The sequence below is a fragment of the Enterobacter sp. 04-C-12-SI-ECC genome (assembly GCF_047530715.1).
Classification (GTDB): domain Bacteria; phylum Pseudomonadota; class Gammaproteobacteria; order Enterobacterales; family Enterobacteriaceae; genus Enterobacter; species Enterobacter bugandensis.
Window position 1 is genome coordinate 378,844 of record NZ_JBLKDI010000001.1, and the last position, 23,575, is coordinate 402,418.

The 23,575-nt window shown below is 54.0% G+C and carries 20 protein-coding genes and 1 pseudogene; 11 read left to right on the forward strand and 10 right to left on the reverse strand.

Features of this window, described 5'->3' with window-relative positions:
* Nucleotides 1-14: 14 nt before the first annotated feature.
* Complete coding sequence (locus ACMWL8_RS01880; protein WP_028013365.1) at nucleotides 15-929, forward strand: OmpG family monomeric porin; 915 nt, start codon at nucleotides 15-17, stop codon at nucleotides 927-929.
* 33 nt (nucleotides 930-962) lie between these two features.
* Here the strand turns inward: ACMWL8_RS01880 and ACMWL8_RS01885 are convergent, their stop codons facing one another.
* On the reverse strand, nucleotides 963-1,973 hold the full coding sequence (locus ACMWL8_RS01885) for a LacI family DNA-binding transcriptional regulator (RefSeq protein WP_045260647.1): 1,011 nt from the start codon (nucleotides 1,971-1,973) through the stop codon (nucleotides 963-965).
* Between the two features lie 155 nt (nucleotides 1,974-2,128).
* Between ACMWL8_RS01885 and ACMWL8_RS01890 the strand changes: the two genes are divergently transcribed.
* From ACMWL8_RS01890 to tyrR, 3 genes are all read left to right on the forward strand, one after another.
* A complete protein-coding gene (locus ACMWL8_RS01890; protein WP_045260646.1) occupies nucleotides 2,129-3,526 on the forward strand; it encodes a YcjX family protein in 1,398 nt (465 codons plus the stop codon).
* A complete protein-coding gene (locus ACMWL8_RS01895) occupies nucleotides 3,523-4,575 on the forward strand; it encodes a YcjF family protein (RefSeq protein WP_045260645.1) in 1,053 nt (350 codons plus the stop codon). The genes ACMWL8_RS01890 and ACMWL8_RS01895 overlap by 4 nt, the downstream gene beginning before the upstream one ends.
* A 112-nt stretch (nucleotides 4,576-4,687) precedes the next feature.
* Complete coding sequence (gene tyrR / locus ACMWL8_RS01900; protein ID WP_028013361.1) at nucleotides 4,688-6,229, forward strand: transcriptional regulator TyrR; 1,542 nt, start codon at nucleotides 4,688-4,690, stop codon at nucleotides 6,227-6,229.
* Nucleotides 6,230-6,262: 33 nt separating this feature from the next.
* On the opposite strand, the gene ACMWL8_RS01905 is transcribed toward tyrR, so the two are convergent.
* Complete coding sequence (locus ACMWL8_RS01905; protein WP_045260643.1) at nucleotides 6,263-7,471, reverse strand: aldose 1-epimerase family protein; 1,209 nt, start codon at nucleotides 7,469-7,471, stop codon at nucleotides 6,263-6,265.
* Nucleotides 7,472-7,746: 275 nt separating this feature from the next.
* A complete protein-coding gene (tpx, locus tag ACMWL8_RS01910; RefSeq protein ID WP_041909703.1) occupies nucleotides 7,747-8,253 on the reverse strand; it encodes a thiol peroxidase in 507 nt (168 codons plus the stop codon).
* Between the two features lie 108 nt (nucleotides 8,254-8,361).
* Between tpx and ycjG the strand changes: the two genes are divergently transcribed.
* Nucleotides 8,362-9,327, forward strand: coding sequence for an L-Ala-D/L-Glu epimerase (ycjG, locus tag ACMWL8_RS01915; protein WP_045260642.1), 966 nt, complete (start codon nucleotides 8,362-8,364; stop codon nucleotides 9,325-9,327).
* Here the strand turns inward: ycjG and mpaA are convergent.
* Nucleotides 9,318-10,031 carry a murein tripeptide amidase MpaA gene (gene mpaA / locus ACMWL8_RS01920; RefSeq protein WP_028013357.1) on the reverse strand — a complete coding sequence of 238 codons (714 nt, stop codon included), beginning with the start codon at nucleotides 10,029-10,031 and terminating at the stop codon, nucleotides 9,318-9,320. The genes ycjG and mpaA overlap by 10 nt on opposite strands.
* A gap of 185 nt (nucleotides 10,032-10,216) precedes the next feature.
* Here mpaA and ACMWL8_RS01925 point away from each other — a divergent pair, with 185 nt between their 5' ends.
* Nucleotides 10,217-11,833 (forward strand): peptide ABC transporter substrate-binding protein, encoded by a 1,617-nt coding sequence (locus tag ACMWL8_RS01925; RefSeq protein ID WP_028013356.1) that lies wholly within the window; start codon nucleotides 10,217-10,219, stop codon nucleotides 11,831-11,833.
* Nucleotides 11,834-11,933: 100 nt separating this feature from the next.
* Here the strand turns inward: ACMWL8_RS01925 and ACMWL8_RS01930 are convergent, their stop codons facing one another.
* Nucleotides 11,934-12,863: an aromatic alcohol reductase gene (locus ACMWL8_RS01930; protein ID WP_045260641.1), complete on the reverse strand. Its 930-nt coding sequence runs from the start codon at nucleotides 12,861-12,863 to the stop codon at nucleotides 11,934-11,936.
* 142 nt (nucleotides 12,864-13,005) lie between these two features.
* Here ACMWL8_RS01930 and ACMWL8_RS01935 point away from each other — a divergent pair, with 142 nt between their 5' ends.
* Nucleotides 13,006-13,905, forward strand: coding sequence for a LysR family transcriptional regulator (locus tag ACMWL8_RS01935; protein ID WP_028013354.1), 900 nt, complete (start codon nucleotides 13,006-13,008; stop codon nucleotides 13,903-13,905).
* 190 nt (nucleotides 13,906-14,095) lie between these two features.
* Here ACMWL8_RS01935 and ACMWL8_RS01940 read toward each other — a convergent pair whose 3' ends face one another.
* The 3 genes from ACMWL8_RS01940 to ACMWL8_RS01950 all read right to left on the reverse strand — a co-directional run bounded on the left by ACMWL8_RS01940 (nucleotide 14,096) and on the right by ACMWL8_RS01950 (nucleotide 17,765).
* Nucleotides 14,096-14,236 (reverse strand): Ecr family regulatory small membrane protein, encoded by a 141-nt coding sequence (locus tag ACMWL8_RS01940; protein WP_032644880.1) that lies wholly within the window; start codon nucleotides 14,234-14,236, stop codon nucleotides 14,096-14,098.
* 74 nt (nucleotides 14,237-14,310) lie between these two features.
* The gene (locus tag ACMWL8_RS01945; RefSeq protein ID WP_045260640.1) at nucleotides 14,311-15,543 is read right to left on the reverse strand and encodes a sensor domain-containing diguanylate cyclase; all 1,233 of its coding nucleotides are present in this window, start codon (nucleotides 15,541-15,543) and stop codon (nucleotides 14,311-14,313) included.
* A 92-nt stretch (nucleotides 15,544-15,635) separates the two neighbouring features.
* Entirely contained in the window at nucleotides 15,636-17,765 is a 2,130-nt protein-coding gene (locus ACMWL8_RS01950) for a putative bifunctional diguanylate cyclase/phosphodiesterase (protein ID WP_045260639.1), read from the reverse strand.
* A gap of 454 nt (nucleotides 17,766-18,219) precedes the next feature.
* Here ACMWL8_RS01950 and ACMWL8_RS01955 point away from each other — a divergent pair, with 454 nt between their 5' ends.
* The 4 genes from ACMWL8_RS01955 to dbpA all read left to right on the forward strand — a co-directional run bounded on the left by ACMWL8_RS01955 (nucleotide 18,220) and on the right by dbpA (nucleotide 22,345).
* Complete coding sequence (locus ACMWL8_RS01955; RefSeq protein ID WP_063437906.1) at nucleotides 18,220-19,362, forward strand: methyl-accepting chemotaxis protein; 1,143 nt, start codon at nucleotides 18,220-18,222, stop codon at nucleotides 19,360-19,362.
* 142 nt (nucleotides 19,363-19,504) lie between these two features.
* Nucleotides 19,505-20,488, forward strand: a complete 984-nt coding sequence (gene zntB / locus ACMWL8_RS01960) for a zinc transporter ZntB (protein ID WP_028013350.1) — start codon at nucleotides 19,505-19,507, stop codon at nucleotides 20,486-20,488.
* Between the two features lie 291 nt (nucleotides 20,489-20,779).
* On the forward strand, nucleotides 20,780-20,944 hold the full coding sequence (locus ACMWL8_RS01965; protein WP_305143948.1) for a hypothetical protein: 165 nt from the start codon (nucleotides 20,780-20,782) through the stop codon (nucleotides 20,942-20,944).
* Nucleotides 20,945-20,971: 27 nt separating this feature from the next.
* Nucleotides 20,972-22,345: an ATP-dependent RNA helicase DbpA gene (dbpA, locus tag ACMWL8_RS01970; protein ID WP_045260637.1), complete on the forward strand. Its 1,374-nt coding sequence runs from the start codon at nucleotides 20,972-20,974 to the stop codon at nucleotides 22,343-22,345.
* A 42-nt stretch (nucleotides 22,346-22,387) separates the two neighbouring features.
* On the opposite strand, the gene ttcA is transcribed toward dbpA, so the two are convergent.
* Nucleotides 22,388-23,323 carry a tRNA 2-thiocytidine(32) synthetase TtcA gene (gene ttcA, locus ACMWL8_RS01975; RefSeq protein ID WP_045260636.1) on the reverse strand — a complete coding sequence of 312 codons (936 nt, stop codon included), beginning with the start codon at nucleotides 23,321-23,323 and terminating at the stop codon, nucleotides 22,388-22,390.
* Nucleotides 23,324-23,343: 20 nt separating this feature from the next.
* Nucleotides 23,344-23,517, reverse strand: a pseudogene (locus ACMWL8_RS01980) (site-specific integrase); the annotation flags it as partial.
* Nucleotides 23,518-23,575 lie beyond the last annotated feature (58 nt).

Genomic DNA, 23,575 nt, shown 5'->3' on the forward strand with positions numbered 1-23,575 from the left:
AAAGGGAATATTTAATGAGTACTCTACTAAGAAGTGCTGCGCTCGTTCTGTGCGCAGGGGTTAGCTGCGCGCAAGCAACAGAACCCGCAAAGCAGTGGGCGTTTAATATCGGTGCCATGTATGAAATTGAAAACGTCGAAGGTCAGAGCGACGATAAAGATGGATTATATGAACCCTCCGTATGGTTTAATGCAACATGGGATGCCTGGACAATCTCTCTGGCAATGTATCAGGAAGGGCCGGTTGATTATAGCAGCATGACGCGTGGCACCTATTTCGATCGCCCGGAATTTGAATTGCGCTATCGCTTTATCGGCACCGATGATTTTACGTTCGGTCTGACCGGTGGCTTCCGCAATTATGGTTATCACTTTAAAGATGAACACGGTGCCAAAGACGGCAGCGCTAATATGCAGCGTTACAAAGTTCAGCCTGACTGGGATATTAAATTAACCGACGACTGGCGCTTTGGCGGCTGGTTTGCCATGTATCAGTTTGCCAACGATCTGGATAAAACCGGTTATTCTGACAGCCGCGTCGAGACCGAAACCGGTTTTACCTGGACCATCAACGAAACGTTCTCTGCGAAAGTAAATTATTATTTAGAGCGCGGCTTCAATATGGACAGCTCACGTAATAACGGCGAGTTTTCTACCCAGGAAATTCGTGCCTACCTGCCGATTTCGTTAGGCCAGACGACGTTAACGCCTTATACCCGTCTGGGACTCGATCGCTGGTCAAACTGGGACTGGCAGGACGATCCGACGCGTGAAGGACATGATTTCAACCGTCTGGGTATGCTGTACGCCTATGATTTTAACAACGGTTTATCCATGACGCTGGAATATGCCTACGAATGGGAAAACCATGATGAAGGTGAGAGCGATCGCTTCCACTACGCAGGTGTCGGCGTGAACTACGCGTTCTGATCATGATTTACCAGGGGCGATTGCCCCTGGTTTTTAGCGCAAGGACGCCGCATCCGAAAAATGGGTATCAACCAAAATCTTATGCGGCGCAGGTTTACCCGCAATACGCTTAAACAACACGTTGCAGCTCTCTTCGCCGAGCTTTCTCGTCGGAATATCAAACCCGCCTGGCGCAGGGGTTAAAACGAGAGACAGCATCGGATCGCTGTAGCCTGCCATAGCAACCTGCTCGGGAACCATCAAATTTAACTCATCCGCTGCACGATAAAGACCCAACAATTTCATACTGTCAGTAGCAAAAACGGCATTGGGCGGGTTGTCAGACGAGAGTAATTTGCAGGCTGCCTGGAGCGCGCTTTCATGGGTATATCCGCCATCAATGACCCAGTCCGGGTTAATGGCGATACCCTGCTTCTCAAGGCTGGATTTATAACCCGCAAGGCGATCGATAGAAACGTGATAATCGAGCGGGGCATGCAGACAGGCAATTTTTGTTCGCCCATGTTTAATAAACGAATCGACCAGAATAGCGCTGTCGTGAAAATTGTCCGTATCAACAGAATAAATATTCTGGAACTTTCCTTCTACTTTTCCAATAACCACTACGGGCACACCGTATTCGTCCAGCGTGGTGAAAAAAGATTCGTTTGCGGGTGAACTCAGCATGATGATCCCTTTGATCATCTTCTGCTTTATTTTTCCCACGCACTTCTGCAGATCGTCCTCACTGCTTTTCGAGGTTTGTAAAATAACGTCAAACCCTTCCTCTTCCGCTTTTGCCGTAATGGCGTGAAGAACATCGGAGAAAAAAGGGTTACCGGCAGTAGTTTTGGTCGAGCGGGTCGAAATAACCATAATGGCATCAAAGCCAGAAGAGGTCAGGGCGCGTGCCAGTTTGTTGGGTTGATAATTTAATTCGTCTATCGCCTTAAGCACTTTGTCTCGCGCTTCAGGGGAAATATTCGTTTGTTTATTCAGAACGCGGGAAACGGTTGATTTCGATACGCCCGCAACCCGTGCGATATCATAGATGGTGGGTGACATACACCTTACTCACTCCGGACTGACAGCAATGTCGTTCATCTTACTGGAGAGAAAACGGCAATAGCAATAAATAAGAATTGATAATCAACGATCTGCCCCCATTTATTGTATTCTGAAGCCATACATTCCTGGCTTCCGGGCAATGAAGGATGGCGATGAAGCGATTTAAGAACGAACTCAATTCACTGGTGAACCGCGGCGTTGATCGACATCTGCGTCTGGCCGTTACCGGCCTGAGCCGCAGCGGTAAGACGGCGTTCATCACCGCGATGGTAAACCAGTTGCTGAACCTGCACGCCGGTGCGCGGCTGCCGTTGCTCAGCGCCGTGCGGGAAGAGCGTCTGCTGGGCGTTAAGCGCGTCCCTCAGCGTGATTTTGGCATACCGCGTTTTACCTACGACGAAGGGCTGGCGCAGCTTTACGGCGATCCGCCCGCGTGGCCGACGCCAACGCGAGGCGTCAGTGAAATTCGCCTTGCGCTGCGCTTTCGTTCTAATGAATCGCTGATACGTCACTTTAAGGATACCTCAACCCTGTATCTGGAAATCGTCGATTATCCCGGCGAATGGCTGCTCGACCTGCCGATGCTGGCGCAGGACTACCTCAGCTGGTCCCGCCAGATGACGGGCTTGTTGCAAGGGCAACGCGCAGAGTGGTCAACGAAATGGCGACAGCTGTGCGAGGGCCTTGATCCGCTGGCGCCTGCGGATGAAAACCGTCTGGCGACCATTGCTGAAGCCTGGACGGACTATCTGCATCAGTGCAAACAGGAAGGGCTGCACTTCATCCAGCCGGGCCGTTTTGTCTTGCCGGGTGATTTAGCAGGCGCGCCCGCGCTGCAGTTCTTCCCGTGGCCGGATGTGGACGGCGCAGGCGAGTCGAAGCTGGCACAGGCCGACAAACACACGAATGCCGGCATGCTGCGCGAGCGTTACAATTACTACTGCGAAAAGGTGGTCAAAGGTTTTTATAAAAACCACTTTTTACGTTTCGACCGCCAGATTGTGCTGGTGGATTGCCTGCAGCCGCTCAACAGCGGGCCGCAGGCATTTAACGATATGCGCCTCGCGCTGACGCAGCTGATGCAGAGTTTCCACTACGGGCAGCGGACGCTGTTTCGTCGTCTGTTCTCACCGGTGATCGACAAGCTACTGTTTGCGGCCACAAAAGCCGATCACGTTACGGTCGATCAGCATGCCAACATGGTTTCTCTGCTGCAGCAGCTGGTGCAGGACGCCTGGCAAAACGCCGCGTTTGAAGGCATCAGTATGGATTGTCTTGGGCTCGCATCGGTGCAGGCGACCCAAAGCGGCCTGATTGACCTTAACGGCGAGAAAATACCAGCATTACGCGGGAATCGACTCAGTGACGGCGAGCCGCTTACCGTCTATCCCGGCGAAGTCCCCGCGCGGCTGCCGGGTCAGGCCTTCTGGCAGAGTCAGGGCTTCCAGTTTGAAGCCTTCCGCCCTCAGACCATGAGCGTCGATCGGCCGTTACCGCACATCCGTCTGGATGCGGCGCTGGAGTTTTTGATTGGAGATAAATTGCGATGACGGAACCGTTAAAACCGCGCATAGACTTTACCGGAACGCTTGAGCCCGAGCGTCAGGACGCCTTTAAAACGGCCCAGACGTTCAGCGGCGCGCAGGCGGAGAACTTTGCCCCGGCGCTGCCGGACGATCCCGCCGTCGAGGAAGGTCCGGCGGAGGCGGCCGTGGAAGCCGCTCTGCGTCCTAAACGCAGCCTGTGGCGCAAGATGGTCACCGCCGGTCTGGCGCTGTTTGGCATCAGCGTGGTCGGGCAGGGCGTGCAGTGGGCGATGAACGCCTGGCAAACCCAGGACTGGGTTGCGCTGGGAGGATGTGCCGCGGGCGCGCTCATCGTGGGGGCGGGCGTCGGGTCGGTTGCCACCGAGTGGCGCCGCCTCTGGCGTTTGCGACAGCGCGCGCACGAGCGCGATGAAGCGCGGGATCTCCTCCACAGCCACGGCACCGGCAAAGGCCGCGCCTTCTGTGAAAAACTGGCCAGCCAGGCCGGTATCGATCAGTCGCATCCGGCGCTCCAGCGCTGGTACGCCGCCATCCATGAAACCCAGAACGACCGGGAGGTGGTCACGCTCTATTCCCATCAGGTTCAGCCGGTGCTGGATGCCCAGGCGCGGCGTGAGATTAGCCGCTCGGCGGCGGAATCCACGCTGATGATTGCCGTCAGCCCGCTGGCGCTGGTGGATATGGCCTTTATCGCCTGGCGTAACCTGCGCCTCATCAACCGTATCGCGAACCTTTACGGCATAGAGCTGGGTTACTACAGCCGGCTCAGGCTGTTCAAACTGGTCCTGCTAAATATCGCGTTTGCGGGCGCGAGCGAGCTGGTGCGCGAAGTGGGAATGGACTGGATGTCGCAGGATCTGGCGGCGCGTCTTTCAGCCCGTGCAGCTCAGGGCATTGGCGCGGGCTTGCTGACGGCGCGTTTGGGTATCAAAGCGATGGAGGTGTGCCGTCCGCTGCCGTGGATTGATGGCGATAAGCCGCGGCTGGGGGATTTCAGGCGTGAACTGATCGGTCAGCTGAAAGAAACGCTCAATAAAAAACCGTCTCCTTAAGGCTTTGTTTACTAATCGTGCTGGCTGTCAATATTTGTTGACAGCCATCTTCCGGTTCACCGAGTTCTGACATATCATTTTAACGTTATTGGCTTAAAACGGTGAATTTCCCATGCGTCTTGAAGTCTTCTGTGAAGACCGTCTCGGTCTGACCCGCGAATTACTCGATCTTCTTGTTTTACGTAGCATTGATTTACGTGGCATTGAGATCGATCCTGTCGGGCGAATTTACCTCAATTTTGCCGAAATTGAATTTAACACCTTCAGCAGCCTGATGGCGGAAATCCGCCGTATCGCTGGCGTTACGGATGTACGCACCATACCCTGGATGCCCTCCGAACGTGAGCACCTCGCCCTGAGCGCGCTGCTTGAAGCGATGCCCGAGCCGTTCCTCTCTTTGGATCTGAAAAGTAAAGTCGAGCGCGTTAACCACGCGAGCTGCCAGCTTTTCGCGCAGAGCCAGGAGAAGCTCAGCAGCCACCACGCCGCGCAGCTGATCCCCGGTTTTAACTTCCAGCGCTGGCTGGACAGCAACCCGCAGAATACGCACAGCGAGCATGTGGTCATTAACGGGCAGAATTTCCTGATGGAGATCACACCGGTCTATCTGAAAGGAGAAGGAAATAGTCGCGTATTGACCGGGGCGGTGATCATGCTGCGCTCGACGCTACGCATGGGGCGCCAGCTGCAAAATCTCTCCAGCCAGGACGTTGGCGCATTCAGCCAGATTATTGCCGTCAGCCCGAAAATGCGCCACGTGGTTGACCAGGCGCGCAAGCTTGCCAGCCTTACCGCGCCGCTGCTGATTACCGGCGATACCGGTACCGGGAAAGATCTGCTGGCGCACGCCGTGCACCTGGCAAGCCCGCGTGCGGCAAAACCGTATCTGGCGCTTAACTGCGCTTCAATTCCAGAAGATGCCGTCGAAAGCGAGCTGTTTGGACACGCACCGGAAGGCAAGAAAGGGTTCTTCGAGCAGGCCAACGGCGGCTCCGTGCTGCTGGACGAGATCGGCGAAATGTCGCCGCGTATGCAGGCTAAACTGCTGCGTTTCCTGAACGACGGCACCTTCCGCCGCGTCGGTGAGGATCACGAAGTGCATGTGGACGTGCGCGTCATTTGCGCCACCCAGAAGAACCTGGTGGAGCTGGTGCAAAAGGGGATTTTCCGCGAAGATCTCTATTACCGCCTCAACGTCCTGACGCTGAACATTCCACCGCTGCGCGATTGTCCGCAGGACATCATGCCGCTAACGGAACTGTTTGTGGCCCGCTTTGCCGACGAGCAGGGCGTTCCACGTCCGAAACTGTCTGCAGATCTCGGCACGGTGTTAATGCGCTACGGCTGGCCGGGCAACATTCGTCAGCTTAAAAACGCCGTTTATCGCGCGCTGACCCAGCTGGAAGGGTATGAACTGCGCCCTCAGGACATTCTGTTGCCGGATTACGACGCCGGGACGGTATCGGTAGGCGAAGAAGCGATGGAAGGCTCGCTGGATGATATCACCAGCCGCTTCGAGCGCTCCGTGCTGACGCAGCTGTACCGCAGCTACCCCAGCACCCGCAAACTGGCAAAACGGCTTGGCGTCTCGCATACCGCGATTGCGAATAAGCTACGTGAGTATGGATTGAATCATAAGAAAGGTGACGAATAACAAAAAGCCTCTGTAAAGAGGCTTTTTTAATGCTTATTCCTTCGCCAGCGGCGTGGTCACGATCTCTGTTTTTGTCTCGCCTTGAATCGACGCAATCCTGCTTTCCACGTCCTTCACCTGCTGCGCGCTGTGTAGCAGGGTATAGGTCAGGTCAAACTGAGCGCTGGCGCCTGGCTGCAGCTGCTTAACCCGCTTCTGCTCGCGTTCAATGGTGACGGGGTAGGCATAGCTGGTGCCTGGCTCAATCCCCGTGACATAGCCTTGTTTTGGCGTATCGGTATTTTTCCACAGGGTCAGCACGGGCAGCTGGCGGGTATCAAACTGAATTGACGCGCCTTTGTCACCGGCTTTATTCACCACCGCCGCGAGGGTTTCATGGTTGCTGTCCGCAAGCGGTTTGATGTTAAAGACCATCTCATCAAAGCCTTTTGTCGGCCCGGCGTAGGTTTGCCAGTCGTTAACGCCCGCTTTCGCGTAATCATTGAACGGGCTCACGCTTGCCGCCGGGGCAAGGAAGCGCGCGCCTTCTTCGAGGACAGGCGCCCCGAAGTTGCTGTGGTAGATGATCTGATAGTCATGAGGGTAATCGGCATGGTTCGTCAGAACGTCATGCAGGCTGAACTGGTTGGTTCCTGGAACGTAACGCAGTTCGGTCATGGTTTGCAGATCCGCTTTTTTAAAAGTGCTTTCTTTGATGAGACCGCGAATACGAATTTCATGCGGGGCAGCATCCGCAATTTCTACCTCCACCTGAGATGCCGGTGTATTCCCCGCCTTGCCATGTAGGGTGTAAATCTGGCCGTCAGCGGTGACCGGATGACCCGTCCATTCGTAGCCACAGCGGACCATCATCTCGTTGAAACCTTCCAGCCAGCCAAGTCCGTTTCGGCTTTCCAGATTGATATACGCCGGATTAACGACCTCTTTAACGGGGGAGTTCCAGCCCAGCCTGGTGCCAAAGCCCTCCACATGCAGAAGGTTCATCCCGCGCGTCGGGCTTAAGGTGATGGTCAGGCCGTTTTTACTGCTAATAACGATCGCTTTACTGCCTTCCTGCTTGCCGCCGTGCAACACTTTTTGCTCGATGCTGAACGTTCGATCGTTAATTTTCAGCTCATCGCTGGAAATCTTCCAGTTTCCTTTTTCCACGCTGCTTTCAGCACTTGTCAGCACCCAGGTTTTTGCTGCGGCCTGGCCCGAAACCAGTACCGAAAGGAGCGTTAAAGCCAGTTTTATTTTCATATTTATCCCTTTTTGCTGAAACGATTATTTAACTTCGTAAGCAAATCTAATGTTTTGGCGATAAGGGAAATGTGATGCGCCTCACTGAGGGTAAATTCAGGGTTGTTTAACGATCAATATGCGGGTCTGATCGCTATTTTGCTGAATTCCTGAAACTTATTTGCGTTAATTTTGTGACGCAAGCTCATTATTGCTTTAACGATTCAGCGTGTAACTAATAAAAAACCCCGCCATAGCGAGGTTTTGAAAAAGCGGTATAGAATGCTAAGTAGTGATTATGCTTTCAGCTTTTCCAGCGCGGCGGTGTAATCCGGCTCGGTAGTGATTTCATTAACCAGTTCGCTGAAGACGACAGTGTCGTTTTCATCAAGAACCAGTACCGCGCGTGCTGCCAGGCCTTTCAGAGGGCCTTCGGCGATGCTGACGCCGTAGTTTTCGAGGAAATCCGGGCTGCGCAGGGTGGAGAGGGTGATAACGTTGCTCAGGCCTTCAGCACCGCAGAAGCGAGACTGGGCGAACGGCAGGTCAGCAGAAATGCACAGCACAACGGTGTTGTCCATTTCAGTTGCCAGCTGGTTGAACTTACGCACGGATGCGGCGCAAACACCGGTATCAATGCTCGGGAAAATGTTCAGCACTTTGCGTTTGCCCGCAAACTGAGCCAGTGTGACGTCAGACAGATCTTTAGCCACCAGAGTAAAAGCCTGCGCTTTGCTGCCAGCCTGCGGAATGGAACCTGCAACAGCAACCGGGTTGCCCTGGAAATGAACGAGTTGTGACATAGATATCTTCCTGTTTACATATAGTTAACGTCGGGGCTAGTGTATGCCATCCGCGGATAACACGGCAAACCAAATTTTTTCGCCTTTCCGGGCTGCAAGGAGTCAGTGATGAGAAGCGTTAAGGTCTATGAAGAAGCCTGGCCATTGCATACCCCGTTTGTGATCTCCCGCGGCAGCCGAAGCGAAGCCAGCGTGGTGGTCGTTGAAATCGAAGAGGGCGGTTTTAAAGGCGTAGGGGAGTGTACGCCTTACCCGCGCTATGGTGAAAGCCTCGCGTCAGTGATGGCGCATATCATGACGCTGGTGCCAGACCTGCAAACCGGGCTCACGCGCGAGGCATTACAGCATCGTTTGCCCGCCGGGGCCGCACGTAACGCCATTGATAGTGCGCTCTGGAGTCTCGAGGCGGCGAAACAGCAGCAACCCCTGACAGCATTGCTGGGCGTGGCGCTGCCGGAATCGGTCGCTACCGCGCAAACGGTAGTGATTGGCGAGCCGGAACAGATGGCCGCCAGCGCCAAAGCGCTTTATGACGCCGGGGCCCGGCTGCTGAAGGTGAAGCTCGACGACCGTCTGATTAGCGAGCGGATGGTCGCCATTCGCGCGGCGGTACCCTCAGCCACGCTGATTGTTGATGCCAATGAATCATGGCATCCAGAAGGGCTGGCCGCCCGCTGTCAGCTGCTGGCCGACCTGGGGGTGGCCATGCTGGAGCAGCCTCTGCCAGCAAAAGATGACGCGGCGCTGAAGAACTTTATCCATCCGTTGCCCGTTTGTGCGGATGAAAGCTGTCACACCCGCGCGAGCTTGAGCGAGCTGCAGGGCCGCTACGAGATGATTAATATTAAGCTCGACAAGACCGGCGGGCTGACAGAGGCGCTGGCCCTGGCGGCAGAAGCCCGGGCGCAAGGTTTTTCACTGATGCTGGGCTGTATGCTCTGTACATCCCGGGCAATCGGCGCGGCGCTACCGCTTGTCAATCAGGTCCGTTTCGCCGATCTGGATGGCCCGACGTGGCTGGCGGTTGACGTCTCTCCCGCGCTCCATTTTACCAGCGGCGTGCTTCATCTCTGAGGCTGCCAGCGTAAAAGATCCACCATGGCTTTTAAGTATTTTTCGCTGGCCTCGTCGGAGGAGATCGGCGGGAATTCAGCGGTTATGCAGGGCAGGCTCAAATCGGCGCACCAGCTACCGAACGAGCCTGGCGTTTCATAGCCCACGCTGGTCACGAGCGGCAGGGCGAATGCGTCTGCCAGCCACGCGCCAAGCTCGGAGTGACGCGGATCTTCAATACAGGCCAGCGGGTCGTGGAAGGAGACCACCCACGCGGGATGGATCTTATGGATTAGCTGGCACAGCGCCTGGGTTTCCGGCTCTGAGCCCGGCTTATCTCCCGTTAGCAGAACCACATCACGCTCCTCGGCGGAGCTGTTCCAGCGATACACCGTTTCCCCGGCGCGCCAGTTTGCTGATGGAAAATTACGGTTTAAGTCAACGCCTCGCGCATTGGCGCGAAGACCCAGCTGGCAGCCGTCCGGGTTAACCGCCAGAATCACGTGATGACGTCGCAATGACGGCGTCAGCGTCCGCAGCGCGCAGGAAAGCGTCACGATGGAGGAGTTTTCATCCCCGTGCGTGCCGGCAAGAATCAAGCCGCTTTCGCGGTCTGCATCGGGGGCGGGGAACCAGATCAGCGATGCGCCTAAAAAGGAGCGGCCATATTGCTCAGCGCCCGGCGGAAAGGCGCCGCGTTCCGCTCTCGGTCGGGTGGTTGCCATACGAAATCCTGATAAAGAAGTCACTACTGGCAGTGTTGTGCAAAACCCGCTGTTAATCAAATAGTTTCCGTAATGGCTAAGAATTGCCTTAAATCACTATTCAGGCGTAAGTTATTTGCATTTCTTTTTGTCGAAACAAATAATTACGCATCTGCTTAATACCTGAATTCATTAAAGGGGATCTTATGAAGCATCCTGTTTCGCGTCTTTTTGCCGTACTGTGCCTGTGCGGGCTCTCTTCACTTTCTTTCGCAGCTGACGTGCCGCAGGGCACTGCGCTGGCGCAAAAACAGGAGCTGGTCAGGCATATTAAAGACGAGCCGGCTTCGCTGGATCCGGCGAAAGCCGTGGGGTTGCCAGAGATTCAGGTGATTCGCGATCTCTTTGAAGGCCTGGTTAATCAGAATGAGAAAGGGGAGCTGACGCCGGGCGTGGCGACACGCTGGCAGAGCAACGATAACCGCGTCTGGATGTTTACCTTACGCGATGACGCGAAATGGTCCGACGGCTCCCCTGTCACCGCCCAGGATTTTGTCTACAGCTGGCAGCGTCTGGTTGACCCGAAAACCACCTCTCCGTTTGCCTGGTTTGCCGCGCTGGCGGGAATTAATAACGCGCAGGCCATTATTGACGGCAAAGCCGCGCCCGATACGCTGGGTGTGACGGCGGTGGACGCCAGAACGTTACGCGTTCAGCTGGACAAACCGCTGCCGTGGTTCAGCAACCTGACGGCGAACTTTGCTTTTTATCCAGTACAAAAAGCTAACGTCGAAAGCGGTAAAGAGTGGACGCGACCGGGCGCGCTGGTGGGGAACGGGGCTTACGTTCTGAAGGACCGCGTGGTGAATGAAAAACTGGTTGTGGTGCCCAATACGCACTACTGGGACAATGCCAAAACGGTACTGCAGAAGGTGACCTTCGTGCCGATTAATCAGGAATCGTCGGCGACCAAACGCTACCTGGCAGGGGATATTGATATTACCGAATCGTTCCCAAAAAACATGTATCAGAAGCTCATGAAGGACATTCCGGGGCAGGTTTATACGCCGCCTCAGTTGGGAACGTATTACTATGCCTTTAACACCCAAAAAGGCCCGACGGCGGATGCACGGGTTCGTCTGGCGCTGAGTATGAGCATCGACCGTCGTATCATGGCAGAAAAGGTGTTAGGGACGGGGGAGAAGCCCGCCTGGCACTTCACCCCAGACGTGACGGCAGGGTTCACTCCGGACGCCTCGCCGTTTGAGCAGATGTCGCAGCAGGAGCTGAACGCCCAGGCCAAAACCTTGCTGCAGGCTGCAGGATACGGTCCTCAGCGTCCGCTAAAGCTGAACCTGCTGTATAACACTTCGGAAAACCACCAGAAAATCGCGATTGCGGTGGCCTCCATGTGGAAGAAAAATCTCGGTGTGGATGTCAAACTGCAAAACCAGGAGTGGAAAACCTACATTGATAGCCGTAACACCGGCAACTTTGATGTGATCCGCGCCTCATGGGTGGGCGATTACAACGAACCATCAACGTTCCTGTCATTGTTGACCTCCACTCACAGCGGCAATATCTCCCGCTTTAATGACCCTGCCTACGATAAGATCGTCCAGCAGGCGACGCTGGAAACCACCGCGAAGGCGCGCAATGCGGACTACAACATGGCGGAGAAAATCCTTATGGAGAAGGCGCCCATCGCGCCAATTTATCAGTACACTAACGGTCGCCTGATTAAGCCCTGGGTGAAGGGTTACCCCATCAATAACCCGGAAGACGTGGCATATAGCCGGACGATATATATTGAAAAGCACTAATCAGTACCGGTTGCCTGTTAACGCAAGGTAGCCACGGCTAAACCAGAGCTGGCGCGGCTGACAGCGCCAGTTTTCATTAGCGTCCTGAAAAGAGATGTCCTCAAATGACGGTTTTTAGCCATGACGCTATATCCTGGGTCGGCAGGTTATTCTGTACATTCCAGGTATCTTTCATCGGCCACCATACACCGTCTTCCCTGGCGAAGGCCGTACGATAGCCTGTCATCGTATCATCCGGTTTCAAACGCAGCTCATCCAGTAGCGCAGAGAGGGGTAATACGTCTTTAGTGAACGTTTGGCCGGTCACACGTTCAACGGTTTCTGCCAGTTTTCCGTATGAGGTTGTTTCACCTGCGACAAATATCACTTCATTTACGATCCGCGGCTGATGCAAATAAATTTCGGTGGTGAGTCGGCCAATATCCGCAGGTGATGTCACGGTAACCTGTGTTTCCCATCCTCCGAGCGCATTAATGGTTTTTTCGGATAAATTCACCACATCAAATGCCGGTTCGAAGAGAAAACTGGTAAACATGCCGGTTGAAACAATCACCCATTCCGTCGCGTTCTGTTCCCGCAGTAGCGTCCTGACATCATACTGCTCGTCCCAGACGGGCTGACCGCTCCCTTTGCCTACCACATCGTAATTCACGCCAAACTGCCAGGGAAAATAGCGTTTAACGCCAGCCTCCAGTACCGCGCGAGTAATCTTTATCTGTGTTCCCGCGCCAGCGACAAACCCCATGCAGTTGATAACAGTATCAAAATCCGCGAAGTGGTTTTTTAACGCGTCAATCGTGCTGGCAGCGACATCGACAGAGATAAATTTGGCCCCTGCATCAGCCAGTTTTTGATGCGTTTCGGACTGAAGCTTACCCCGGCTGTCCCTGGAGCCGGGCGATACGATCACGGAGACAGCGCCGTCGCGCTGCGTGACTGCCGGAACCAGATACTCCAGCACGGCAGCGCCCAATTGTCCTGCACCAAGCACTAATACTTTTTCGCCTGTCGTGATATCACGTTCTTTCATACTGAGCCTCTCTTTGTTAAATCGCTTGATTACTTCAACTTGAGCAAGGTTATGTCAGATGGCTGCATTCGATAAGACGACAAGCATAAGTTAGACTGTTCGTAAAAATGGGATAATCGATCTTTTCAGGCGCGGTGGGAATATGGATAAACTGGAATCAATGCGGGTATACGTTTGTGTGGTCGAGACCCACAGCTTCGCCAGGGCGGCAGAAGTGCTGGGGCTACCGCGCTCAACCGTATCGCGGGTTGTTAAGGAGCTGGAGACATACCTGGGCATTCAGCTTTTACAGCGCACCACCCGGAAACTCAGCGTGACCGCAGAAGGCCGACGCTACTATGACGAGAGCAAACGGCTGCTGACGGATATTGCGACAATGGAGTCTTCCTTTCCCGGCAGATCCGCGCAGCCAAGAGGCCGTTTTAAAGTCGGGATGCCGCAGTCTCTCGCCCGACATTGCATCCTTCCCAGTCTCCCTGAATTTCTCCACCAGTATCCCGAGCTGGAGCTGATACTCTGTTCCAGCGATAACGTGGAGGACATTATTCAGGAAGGGTATGACTGCGTGATCCGCACCGGGAGGATAGAAGATTCAACGACGCTGGTCGCGCGCCCTCTGGCGAACTTCAGATGGGTTGTTCTGGCTTCTCCGGGCTATATAGCCGCCTGTGGTAAACCGGAAAATCTCGACCAACTGGAAAAGCATTACGCAGTCGGCTACCTGAACCACCGCACCGGGCGTACCATTGACTGGTTTTTTACGCGTGATGACGGCGATTGTGCAATCCGCATGAAAGAGACGCTGATCGTCGATGACACCGACGCCTATATCCAGGCTGGAATTCAAGGGCTCGGATTAATTCGCGTGGCCAGCTATCTGGCTGAACCGTATCTGAAGAGCGGGGCGTTGGTCCGCTGTATGGAGGACGTCTCTTTCGATTTACCGCTTTCGCTTGTCTATCCACAAAACCGCTATCTCCCACCTTCGGTACGCGCCTTTTATGACTGGAGCAGAGCGGTGCTACACCAACATGGTGACTGACGGGCGAAAAACCTGATTTTGCTTAATAGCCGGAAATAAAAAAAGCCCGTCAGAGAACGGGCGAAATAAGCAAATGATTTAGTGATTCGTTATCAACATTGTTGGAGGATAACGCCGCGTATCTTACGTGGCTGAGGGCAATGCAGATACCTGACAAATTCGGTAGGTGAAACAATAAATTAAACGTGCACTACAGTGCGTCAAAAGTGGGGTAGAGACTGTTTTCCAGATATTCAACGAAAAACCAAATCTCACCGCTGAAAATAAACCATAAGCCAAATATAATAAGCAATAAAATAATTAAGGTGAGTATTATTTCTGTCTTTCCCATTGTTGCCACAACCCACCCGTCGTTAATTTACTTAAGCTGGGCATTGTAGCGGGGCTTTTCACGATACTCCAGTTTCATGCCGCAAGGACTTTATTACGCCCATCGTTTTTGGCGCGATAGAGCGCATCGTCGACACGTTTAAACAGCGCGTCAATACTCTCTTCCGGGTCATGCCGAGCCACGCCAATACTGACGGTAAAGCGCGGTAAGCCTGGGAGGGTAATATGGGCGACCGCCGCACGGACGGATTCGGCAATCTTCAGCGCCGTTTCGAGAGACGTACGCGGCAACAGGATGACAAACTCTTCACCGCCCCAGCGGAACACCAGGTCATCTTGTCTGCTGCAGGCTTCAAGCGTTCGGGAGAGGGCGATGAGCACCTCATCACCCTTCAGGTGACCAAAGAGGTCATTGATGTTTTTAAAATGATCGGTATCCACCAGCAGCAGGCTAAATTGCTGCTGGGCGGAGAGGTGGCTCAGGTTGGTTTGGTCGATAACGTTATAAAACTGACGTCGGTTGAGTAACCCCGTCATCGAGTCACGTAATGCAGCATTTTCCAGCTCCTGCTCAAGCCTCTTTTGCTCAGTAATATCATGGATTATGCACAGCATCAGTTTGTCGCCGTAGATCTCAATGGGCCCCGCGTAGGTCTGGACGTGGCGGGTGGTGCCATCGGCAAGGCGGTGAATAAAATTGAGCGGCTTATGTCCGCCGGGCAGCGCGGCGATCTCCGTCATGATGGGCATGACGCCTCTGCCAAGCGTGTTAATTTCCCAGGTGTGCTTCCGGCACATCTCATCATGTGAATAACCATAAAAGCTGAGCGCGGCCAGGTTTGCATCGACAATTTGCCCGTCACGGGCAGGATCGATTAGCAACATTGGTGCGCTGTTGGTCAGGAAAAAGCGGGCGTAAAACCCCTGTTTTTTGCGTTGATAGGTTGCGGAACGGCTGGCCTTCAGGCCTGAGGGGGCGTGCGAAGAGATCCCTTCGAAAACGATAACATCACCATCCGGCGTGACGTGGGTGAGGGAGAGGCGACAGCTTATCGGTACGTCCTGCCCGCCCCGGCTAACTGTCCAGATCTCGACAATATCGTGATCGTTCTTCAGTTCGGGAACATACATCGACAGTACGGTTTGCGCACTTGCAGAACAGGAACCTTTACGCAGGTCATTCAGCGTTTTATCACCCGTTAGCTGTATTGCGGCCACATTTGCAAAAATAATCTGTTCCGAAACAGGAGAAATGAGCCACACGGGCGTTTTAATTGCATTAAGCGCATCAAAACTATTTTGCGACATAGTATTTTCCTGTTCATCGGCACGATACGTCTGGTAATCATGGCAGAACTGACCCGCATGGACTCCCTTGAAACATACTCTACTCAATCCCGTCAGGCATGATTTTTTTGTGAAATAAATTCGGGGTCCGTTTGAATTTTACTTATGGGTATAATTTGTTTGTCTGAGTTTTTTTGTAGCAGCAGCCACGGAACCTGTTCAGCGGGCAAGGGGCGGGAGAAAAGGTAGCCCTGGAGATAGTCACAGCCGAGGCTGGTCAGTATTGCCTGCTGTTCGTCCGTTTCAATCCCCTCGGCAACGACAGTCATCTCCATGGTGCGGGCAATATTTATAATGGTTTCCACCAGCTTGCGGCTTTTTTCATTTCCCAGCATAGAGGACACAAAGCTCTTGTCGATTTTAAGCTCTTTTGCCGGAAGAACGCTCAGCATCAGCAGATTGGAATAGCCCGTGCCAAAATCATCAATAGAGACGGTAATCCCCGCATGGTTAAAGGCGTTGAGCAGCTCGATGCTGCGGTCGAGATTTTTTAGCGCGGTACTCTCCGTTACCTCCAGGATCAGCCTTGAGGGCGACAGATTATATTTATCCAGCATGGACGACACGATGTGAAAGATATCCGGCTGTTCGAACTGAATGGGAGATAAATTGAGCGACAACGTCCACTGGCTGAAACCTTGTTCAGTCCAGAAATGAAGCTGCCGACAAGCGGCTTCAATAGCCCAGTTGCCAACCGGAATAATCAAACCCGTTTGTTCCAGAGTGGGTAAAAACAGACCTGGCAGCAAAACGCCTTGCTCCGGATGCCGCCAGCGCAGAAGAGCCTCAAAACCGTGGATCGTCTTATCTTTAGCATGCCAGGTTGGCTGATACCACAGTTCAAACCGATCGCTTTCCAGCGCCTGATAAAGTTCCTGCAGAAAACCCGGCTGCGCCGGAACCGCCGTTGACATCTCAGGGCGGTAAAACGCCCAGCCGTTACGACCATCTTGCTTAACGTGGTGTAAGGCGGCATCCGCCTTAAACTTCAGTTCATGCAGCGTTTCTCCATCCTGAGGATAAAGGCTTACACCCGCGCTGAGGGTGGTACTCAGCGTATGTCCGCAAAGCGAAAGCGGGCGGCGCATATCCGCAAGCAGCGTCGTGAGCAGGGTAGTGAGCTTTTCTTCGTCGTATTCGGGAACCAGCAGGATAAAGGCATCCCCACCCAGCCTGGCCAGCGTCATCTCACGGGTAAGCAGGGAGGTGATGCGCTGGGCAATGGTAATTAATAACTCATCACCGACGCTGTGACCCCAGGTATCATTCACGCGTCTGAAGCGATCGACATTCAGAAAAATCACGGCAAATTGTTTGTTACTCAACAAGGCGCTGTGCAGACAATCCTGCATTCGGATATCCATCTGCTGGCGATTTGCGAGGCCGGTGAGAGCGTCAAAGCGAACCTGTAGCTCAAGCTGACGGTTGAGTTGGCGCAGATTGTCCGTCAGCCGGCTGGTCCGCCAGTGCGAATCGATAAGCGAAATAATTAACATCATGCCGAGCAGGGCGAGCGTGGTGACGGAAACCCAGATGGATAACCCCAACTCGCTGACCCCGCCGGGGAGCGTATGCGCCATCTCATGGAAATGCGCGGCGCTCATGCCCGTATAGTGCATCGCGCAAATGGCGGCGCCCATGACTAACGCGGCGAGAATGCGAGTAACAAAGACCCCTTTGTGCTTATCTCTAAGGCGAAAAGCCAGCCACAGCGCCACGCCGGAAGCGACCACGGCAATCATCACGGACACACCCACAATGCGCCGATCCCAGAGGATGCTTCCTTCCAGCATCAACGCGGCCATGCCGATATAGTGCATAGCGACCACGCCAGCGCTGAGGATAACCGTGGCGAAGAACAGCCGAAAGGGAGAGAGGTGTTTGCCCGTAACGGCAATATTTATTGCTATCGTGGAGGCAACGATCGCCACGCCGAGAGACGCAAGGGTTAGCCATAGGTCATAGCTCATCATCATCGGCATTTGCATCGACAGCATACCGATGAAGTGCATTGACCAGATCCCGATGCCCAGCGTGATCCCGCCGGCAATGCGCCAGAACAGAGCCGCTTTACGGCTGGAAAGGGGAATTTTCCCGGCGCTGTCCAGGGCCACAAAGGAGGCGATAAACGCCACCAGATAAGAGACAGCGATTAACACAGGGTCCCACGATATATTGAGCATTATGCAATCCCACGCCTGAGAGGGTTACCGATTTTGCCGGCCGGCACGTCTTTATCTGGCAACGAACATGCGCATTCAAACCATATTAGTTATTTATCGTGGAAAATAGCCACTTATATCAAAGGTCAAACTTACCCGAAATATAAAATATATTCTTTATGTTAATGCATTAAGTACTGCTAAACATAGTCGATAGATTGTAGTAAAGCGTCTTAAATATGTGTGCATATGGACCGTTGTACCGCAGATAATGGTATCGCTTCAGGAGGCTTTGGACCAGCAATACAGCATATGGTGCATGACATTTCTACTAAAACCTCTTTTTTATCTGACTTAAGTTAAATGCAGGGTGGGTAACGGCGAAACGAGAAACCAGCGTATTATGTGAGGACAAACGCAAAAGTGAATGCTATAAATCTAAATGCCGACCAAAATATAAGTTGTGGGTAAAATCATGCTAAGAAATATTAGTGTCAGGACCTTCATTGCCTGGTTCCTGCTGTGCCTGTTTTTAGTGAATGCAGGTATCGTTGCTCTATTTTCCAGCAATCTTCCTCTTTTCGTTTCGATTAATCTGGTCAATTTCGTTGGATTATTTTTGCTCTGGAGTTATATGACGAAGTTTCTTGTGACGCCGATCAATACTGTGAAAAAAAGTATTGAAGAAGTGACCGCAGGCAACTTAGGCGTCTCTATCCCCGAGTTTGGCAATAACTGCGCGGGGCGATTAATTCCCGGGATTAATACTCTTTCCAGCAACATCGCTACGCTGGTGCGTGAGATCAGGGCATCATCACAAAACGCCATGGCCTTGTCGGATCAGCTCTCTTCCCGCAGTGCTCAGCTCTCGGTGAAAACAGAGCAACAGTCTGCATCTCTGGTACAAACTGCGGCAAGTATGGAGCAGATGGCGGCAAGTACCCGAAACAATGCCGATAATACTCGGCTGGCGAGCGAGCAGGCGAATGCCGCGACCCTGCAGGCGCGCAAGGGCGGAGATCTGATGGAACAGGTTGCCAGCAATATGCAATCCATTACCGAGTGCGCGCAGCAGATGACGGAAATTATCTCCCTGATCGACGGGATTGCATTCCAGACGAATATTCTGGCGCTTAACGCGGCCGTCGAGGCCGCGCGGGCGGGCGATCACGGGAAAGGGTTCTCCGTGGTCGCAGAGGAAGTCCGAAACCTGGCTCACCGCAGCGCCGAGGCGGCGAAAAACATCAAAACGCTGATTGACGTTACCAGCAGTAATGTCACCCAGGGTGCCAGCGTAGTGTCGGAAGCGGAGAAGAATATGCGTGACATCGTGACCGGCTCCGGCAACGTCAGCCGGTTAATGGACGAAATTTCTACCTCAACCGCAGAGCAGGAGAAGGGCATTTCCCAGATCACGCTGGCGCTGTCCGAACTGGAGCGGGTCACGCAAAGCAACGTAGCGATGGCGGAGGAGCTCAACGGTTCCTCTGATGTGCTGCGTAATCAGGTGATCGAACTGCAGACGCGGACCCGAAATTTCAGGCTGGACCAGGGGCACCCCCCGTCACCAGTAGCCAGCCCTGTTTCGTACCATCAGCTCCCCGAGCACTCTCATTGACAGCTTCCCGAAGCCTGGCATGCCAGGCTTTTTTATTCGTGTACAATTCCTGAGCGATTTCAGCGCGATGCGAAACATAGTTGTTGCTTAACCCCTGATGGAAGCTAGACTGACATCGAAAGAGCCAAACAGGGGAGGCGCTGTGGAGAGCATTAAAGGATCCGAACTTAACGTTCCTGACGCAGTTTTTGCGTGGGTGCTGGACGGTCGCGGCGGCGCCCGACCGCTGGAAGATGATGATGTCATTGATAAAGAGCATCCCTGCTGGCTACATCTGAACTATACCCACCCGGACAGCGCTGACTGGCTGGCCTCGACTCCGCTGCTGCCTAACAACGTACGTGATGCGCTTGCGGGGGAAAGCCTGCGGCCTCGCGTAAGCAGGATGGGTGACGGGACGCTTATCACCCTGCGCTGTATAAACGGCAGCACGGATGAACGTCCCGATCAGCTGGTTGCGATGCGCGTCTATATGGACGATGGGCTAATTGTTTCCACACGTCAGCGTAAGGTTTTGGCGCTGGATGACATTGTGAACGACCTCAAAGAGGGGACCGGACCGGTTGACTGCGGCAGCTGGCTGGTGGACGTCTGTGACGCCCTGACCGATCATGCGAGCGAATTTATTGAAGAGCTGCACGATAAAATCATCGACCTGGAAGATAATCTGCTCGATCAGCAGATACCGCCGCGCGGCTTTCTGGCGCTATTGCGCAAGCAGCTGATCGTGATGCGTCGGTATATGACGCCACAACGGGATGTGTATGCCCGTCTGGCCAGTGAAAGACTCAACTGGATGAATGACGATCAGCGCCGCCGGATGCAGGACATTGCTGACAGGCTGGGCCGCGGGCTGGATGAGATCGATTCCTGTATTGCCCGAACGGCGGTGATGGCGGATGAAATCGCGCAGGTGATGCAGGAGTCGCTGGCGAGAAGAACCTACACGATGTCCCTGATGGCGATGGTCTTTTTACCCAGCACATTTCTGACAGGGCTTTTTGGCGTCAATCTGGGCGGTATACCCGGCGGCGAATATCGGTACGGCTTTACCGCGTTTTGCGTCATGTTAGTTGTTTTGATTGGTGGTGTTGCATGGTGGTTGCATCGTAGTAAATGGCTGTAAATTTACGATTTTTTCACCTTTTTCGAGGATTAAAACGCTCTTTTAATTGAGCGAAGTCAATAAACATCACCCCCGTAAGGTGCAATATTACTCCCGCAGGTGAATGCAACGTCAAGCGATGGGCGTTGCGCTCCATATTGTCTTACTTCCTTTTTTGAATTACTGCATAGCACAATTGATTCGTACGACGCCGACTTTATAGTCGGCTTTTTTTTGCCTCCTGTTTCTCAGCGTCTACCCTAAAAGGGACGACAGCAAATCCTGGAGGGAAAGATGAGCATTTTACTCGCTCTGCTACTGCAACACGCGCGTCAGTCCGATCCTGTCCCCACCGATCCCGTGCCGATGCCCGATCCCATTCCGCGTCCGCAGCCGATGCCAGACCCGCCGCCGGACGAAGAACCGATTAAATTGTCGCATCGAACCCCGAGATCTGCGAGGATACGCGCCATCTGACCGTAAAGATGACCACGAGAGATTATTGTGACCGCTTTTTCTACCCTGAATGTTCTGCCTGCCGCCCAACTCGACAACCTCAACGAGTTGGGATACCTAACGATGACGCCTGTTCAGGCGGCCGCGCTGCCCGCTATCCTTGAAGGCCGGGACGTGCGTGTGCAGGCGAAAACGGGCAGTGGGAAAACGGCCGCTTTCGGTCTTGGTCTGCTGCAGCATATTGACGCGTCGCTGTTTCAGACCCAGTCACTGGTCCTGTGCCCGACCCGCGAGCTGGCAGACCAGGTCGCGGGTGAACTGCGTCGCCTGGCGCGCTTCCTGCCCAATACCAAGATCTTAACCCTCTGCGGTGGGCAGCCGTTTGGCGCACAGCGCGATTCGCTCCAGCACGCGCCGCACATTATTGTCGCCACGCCCGGCCGCCTGCTTGATCACCTGCAAAAAGGCACCGTTTCGCTCGATGCCTTAAGCACGCTGGTGATGGACGAGGCGGACAGGATGCTGGATATGGGCTTCAGCGATGCCATTGATGAAGTGATCCGCTTCGCGCCGGCCGATCGTCAGACGCTGCTGTTCTCTGCGACCTGGCCTGAAGCCATCGCCGCGATCAGCGGTCGCGTGCAGAATAATCCGCTCACCATTGAGATCGACAGCGTCGATGCTCTGCCGGCCATCGAACAGCAGTTCTTTGAAACCTCGCAGCAGGGAAAAATCCCTCTCCTGCAGAAACTGCTGAGCCAGCACCAGCCTGCGTCATGCGTGGTGTTCTGTAATACCAAAAAAGACTGCCAGGCGGTTTGTGATGCCCTGAATGCGGCGGGGCAGAGCGCGCTGTCGCTGCACGGCGACCTTGAACAGCGCGATCGCGATCGGACGCTGGTGCGCTTTGCTAACGGCAGCGCGCGCGTGCTGGTGGCGACCGACGTGGCCGCACGCGGCCTGGATATCAAATCCCTTGAACTGGTGGTGAACTATGAGCTGGCATGGGATCCCGAAGTGCACGTCCACCGTATTGGTCGCACTGCTCGCGCCGGAAACAGCGGGCTGGCCATCAGCTTCTGCGCGCCGGAAGAGGCGCAGCGCGCCAATATTCTCTCAGAAATGTTGCAGATCAAACTGAACTGGGTGAACGCGCCGGGGAACGTCAGGCTCGTGCCGCTGGAGGCCGAAATGGCGACGCTGTGCATTGATGGCGGCAAAAAGGCCAAGATGCGACCGGGGGATGTGCTGGGCGCACTCACCGGAGATGTGGGGCTGGAAGGGGCGGATATAGGGAAAATTGCCGTTCATCCGGCACACGTGTACGTGGCGGTTCGCCAGGCGGTTGCGCATAAGGCGTGGAAGCAGCTGCAAAACGGCAAGATTAAAGGCAAAACCTGCCGCGTACATCTGCTGAAATAAGGCATAAAGCGTCTCAGAAGGTTTTTCTGAGACGCCCATCGCTTATTTCACTTCAAGCACGTTCAGACGCAACTCTTCGAACTGATTGTCATCATCTTCCGGCTGCCAGCCCGCAGGCTGCATTGGGATCTCTTCCCGGTCAAACGCCAAATCGCCACCATTCACCACCTCCGAGCCGTGGTTGATACCTTTGAAGTCGAACAGCTCTACGTCAGCGAGGTGGGAAGGAACCACGTTCTGCATCGCGCTGAACATGGTCTCAATGCGGCCCGGATAACGTTTGTCCCAGTCGCGCAGCATGTCGCCGATCACCTGACGCTGCAGGTTCGGCTGTGAGCCGCACAGATTGCATGGAATGATCGGGAACCCTTTCGCCTGAGAAAAACGCTCAATGTCTTTTTCCCGGCAGTAGGCAAGAGGACGGATCACAATATGCTTGCCATCATCGCTCATCAGCTTAGGCGGCATGCCTTTCATCTTGCCGCCGTAGAACATGTTCAGGAACAGCGTTTGCAGAATATCGTCGCGGTGATGGCCCAGCGCAATTTTGGTCGCGCCCAGTTCCGTTGCGGTACGATAGAGAATGCCGCGGCGCAGACGAGAGCAAAGCGAGCAGGTGGTTTTCCCTTCCGGAATCTTCTCTTTCACGATGCCGTAGGTGTTTTCTTCGACGATTTTGTACTCAACGCCCAGCTGCTCCAGATATTCCGGCAGAATGTGCTCCGGGAAACCCGGCTGTTTCTGGTCAAGGTTGACCGCCACCAGGGAAAAATTCACCGGCGCGCTTTGCTGAAGATTACGCAGGATCTCCAGCATGGTGTAGCTGTCTTTACCCCCTGACAGGCAAACCATGATGCGGTCGCCTTCTTCAATCATGTTGAAGTCCGCAATGGCCTCGCCCACGTTACGGCGCAGGCGCTTTTGCAGTTTATTCAGGTTGTATTGCTCTTTCTTTGTATTTGATTGATTTTCTTGCATTTATTACTACCTTCGGAGCCAGTAGCGGCGAAAGACGGGTTAGCGCCGGCAGATAATAGCCAGCAGGCAAAAGTATGCCGCGTATGGTACGGATTCCGGCGGCGAATGCCAGCACGTTTTACACTCTGCGCAATAGCTAATAAAGCGTAGTCGGCTTTCTGTTCGCCATCCGGGAGAGGGGGGACCAAAACAAACTGGCGTTATCGTTGAACGCGCAAGCCATAAGGTACTGCTTGCTCATGATGGCGCGTA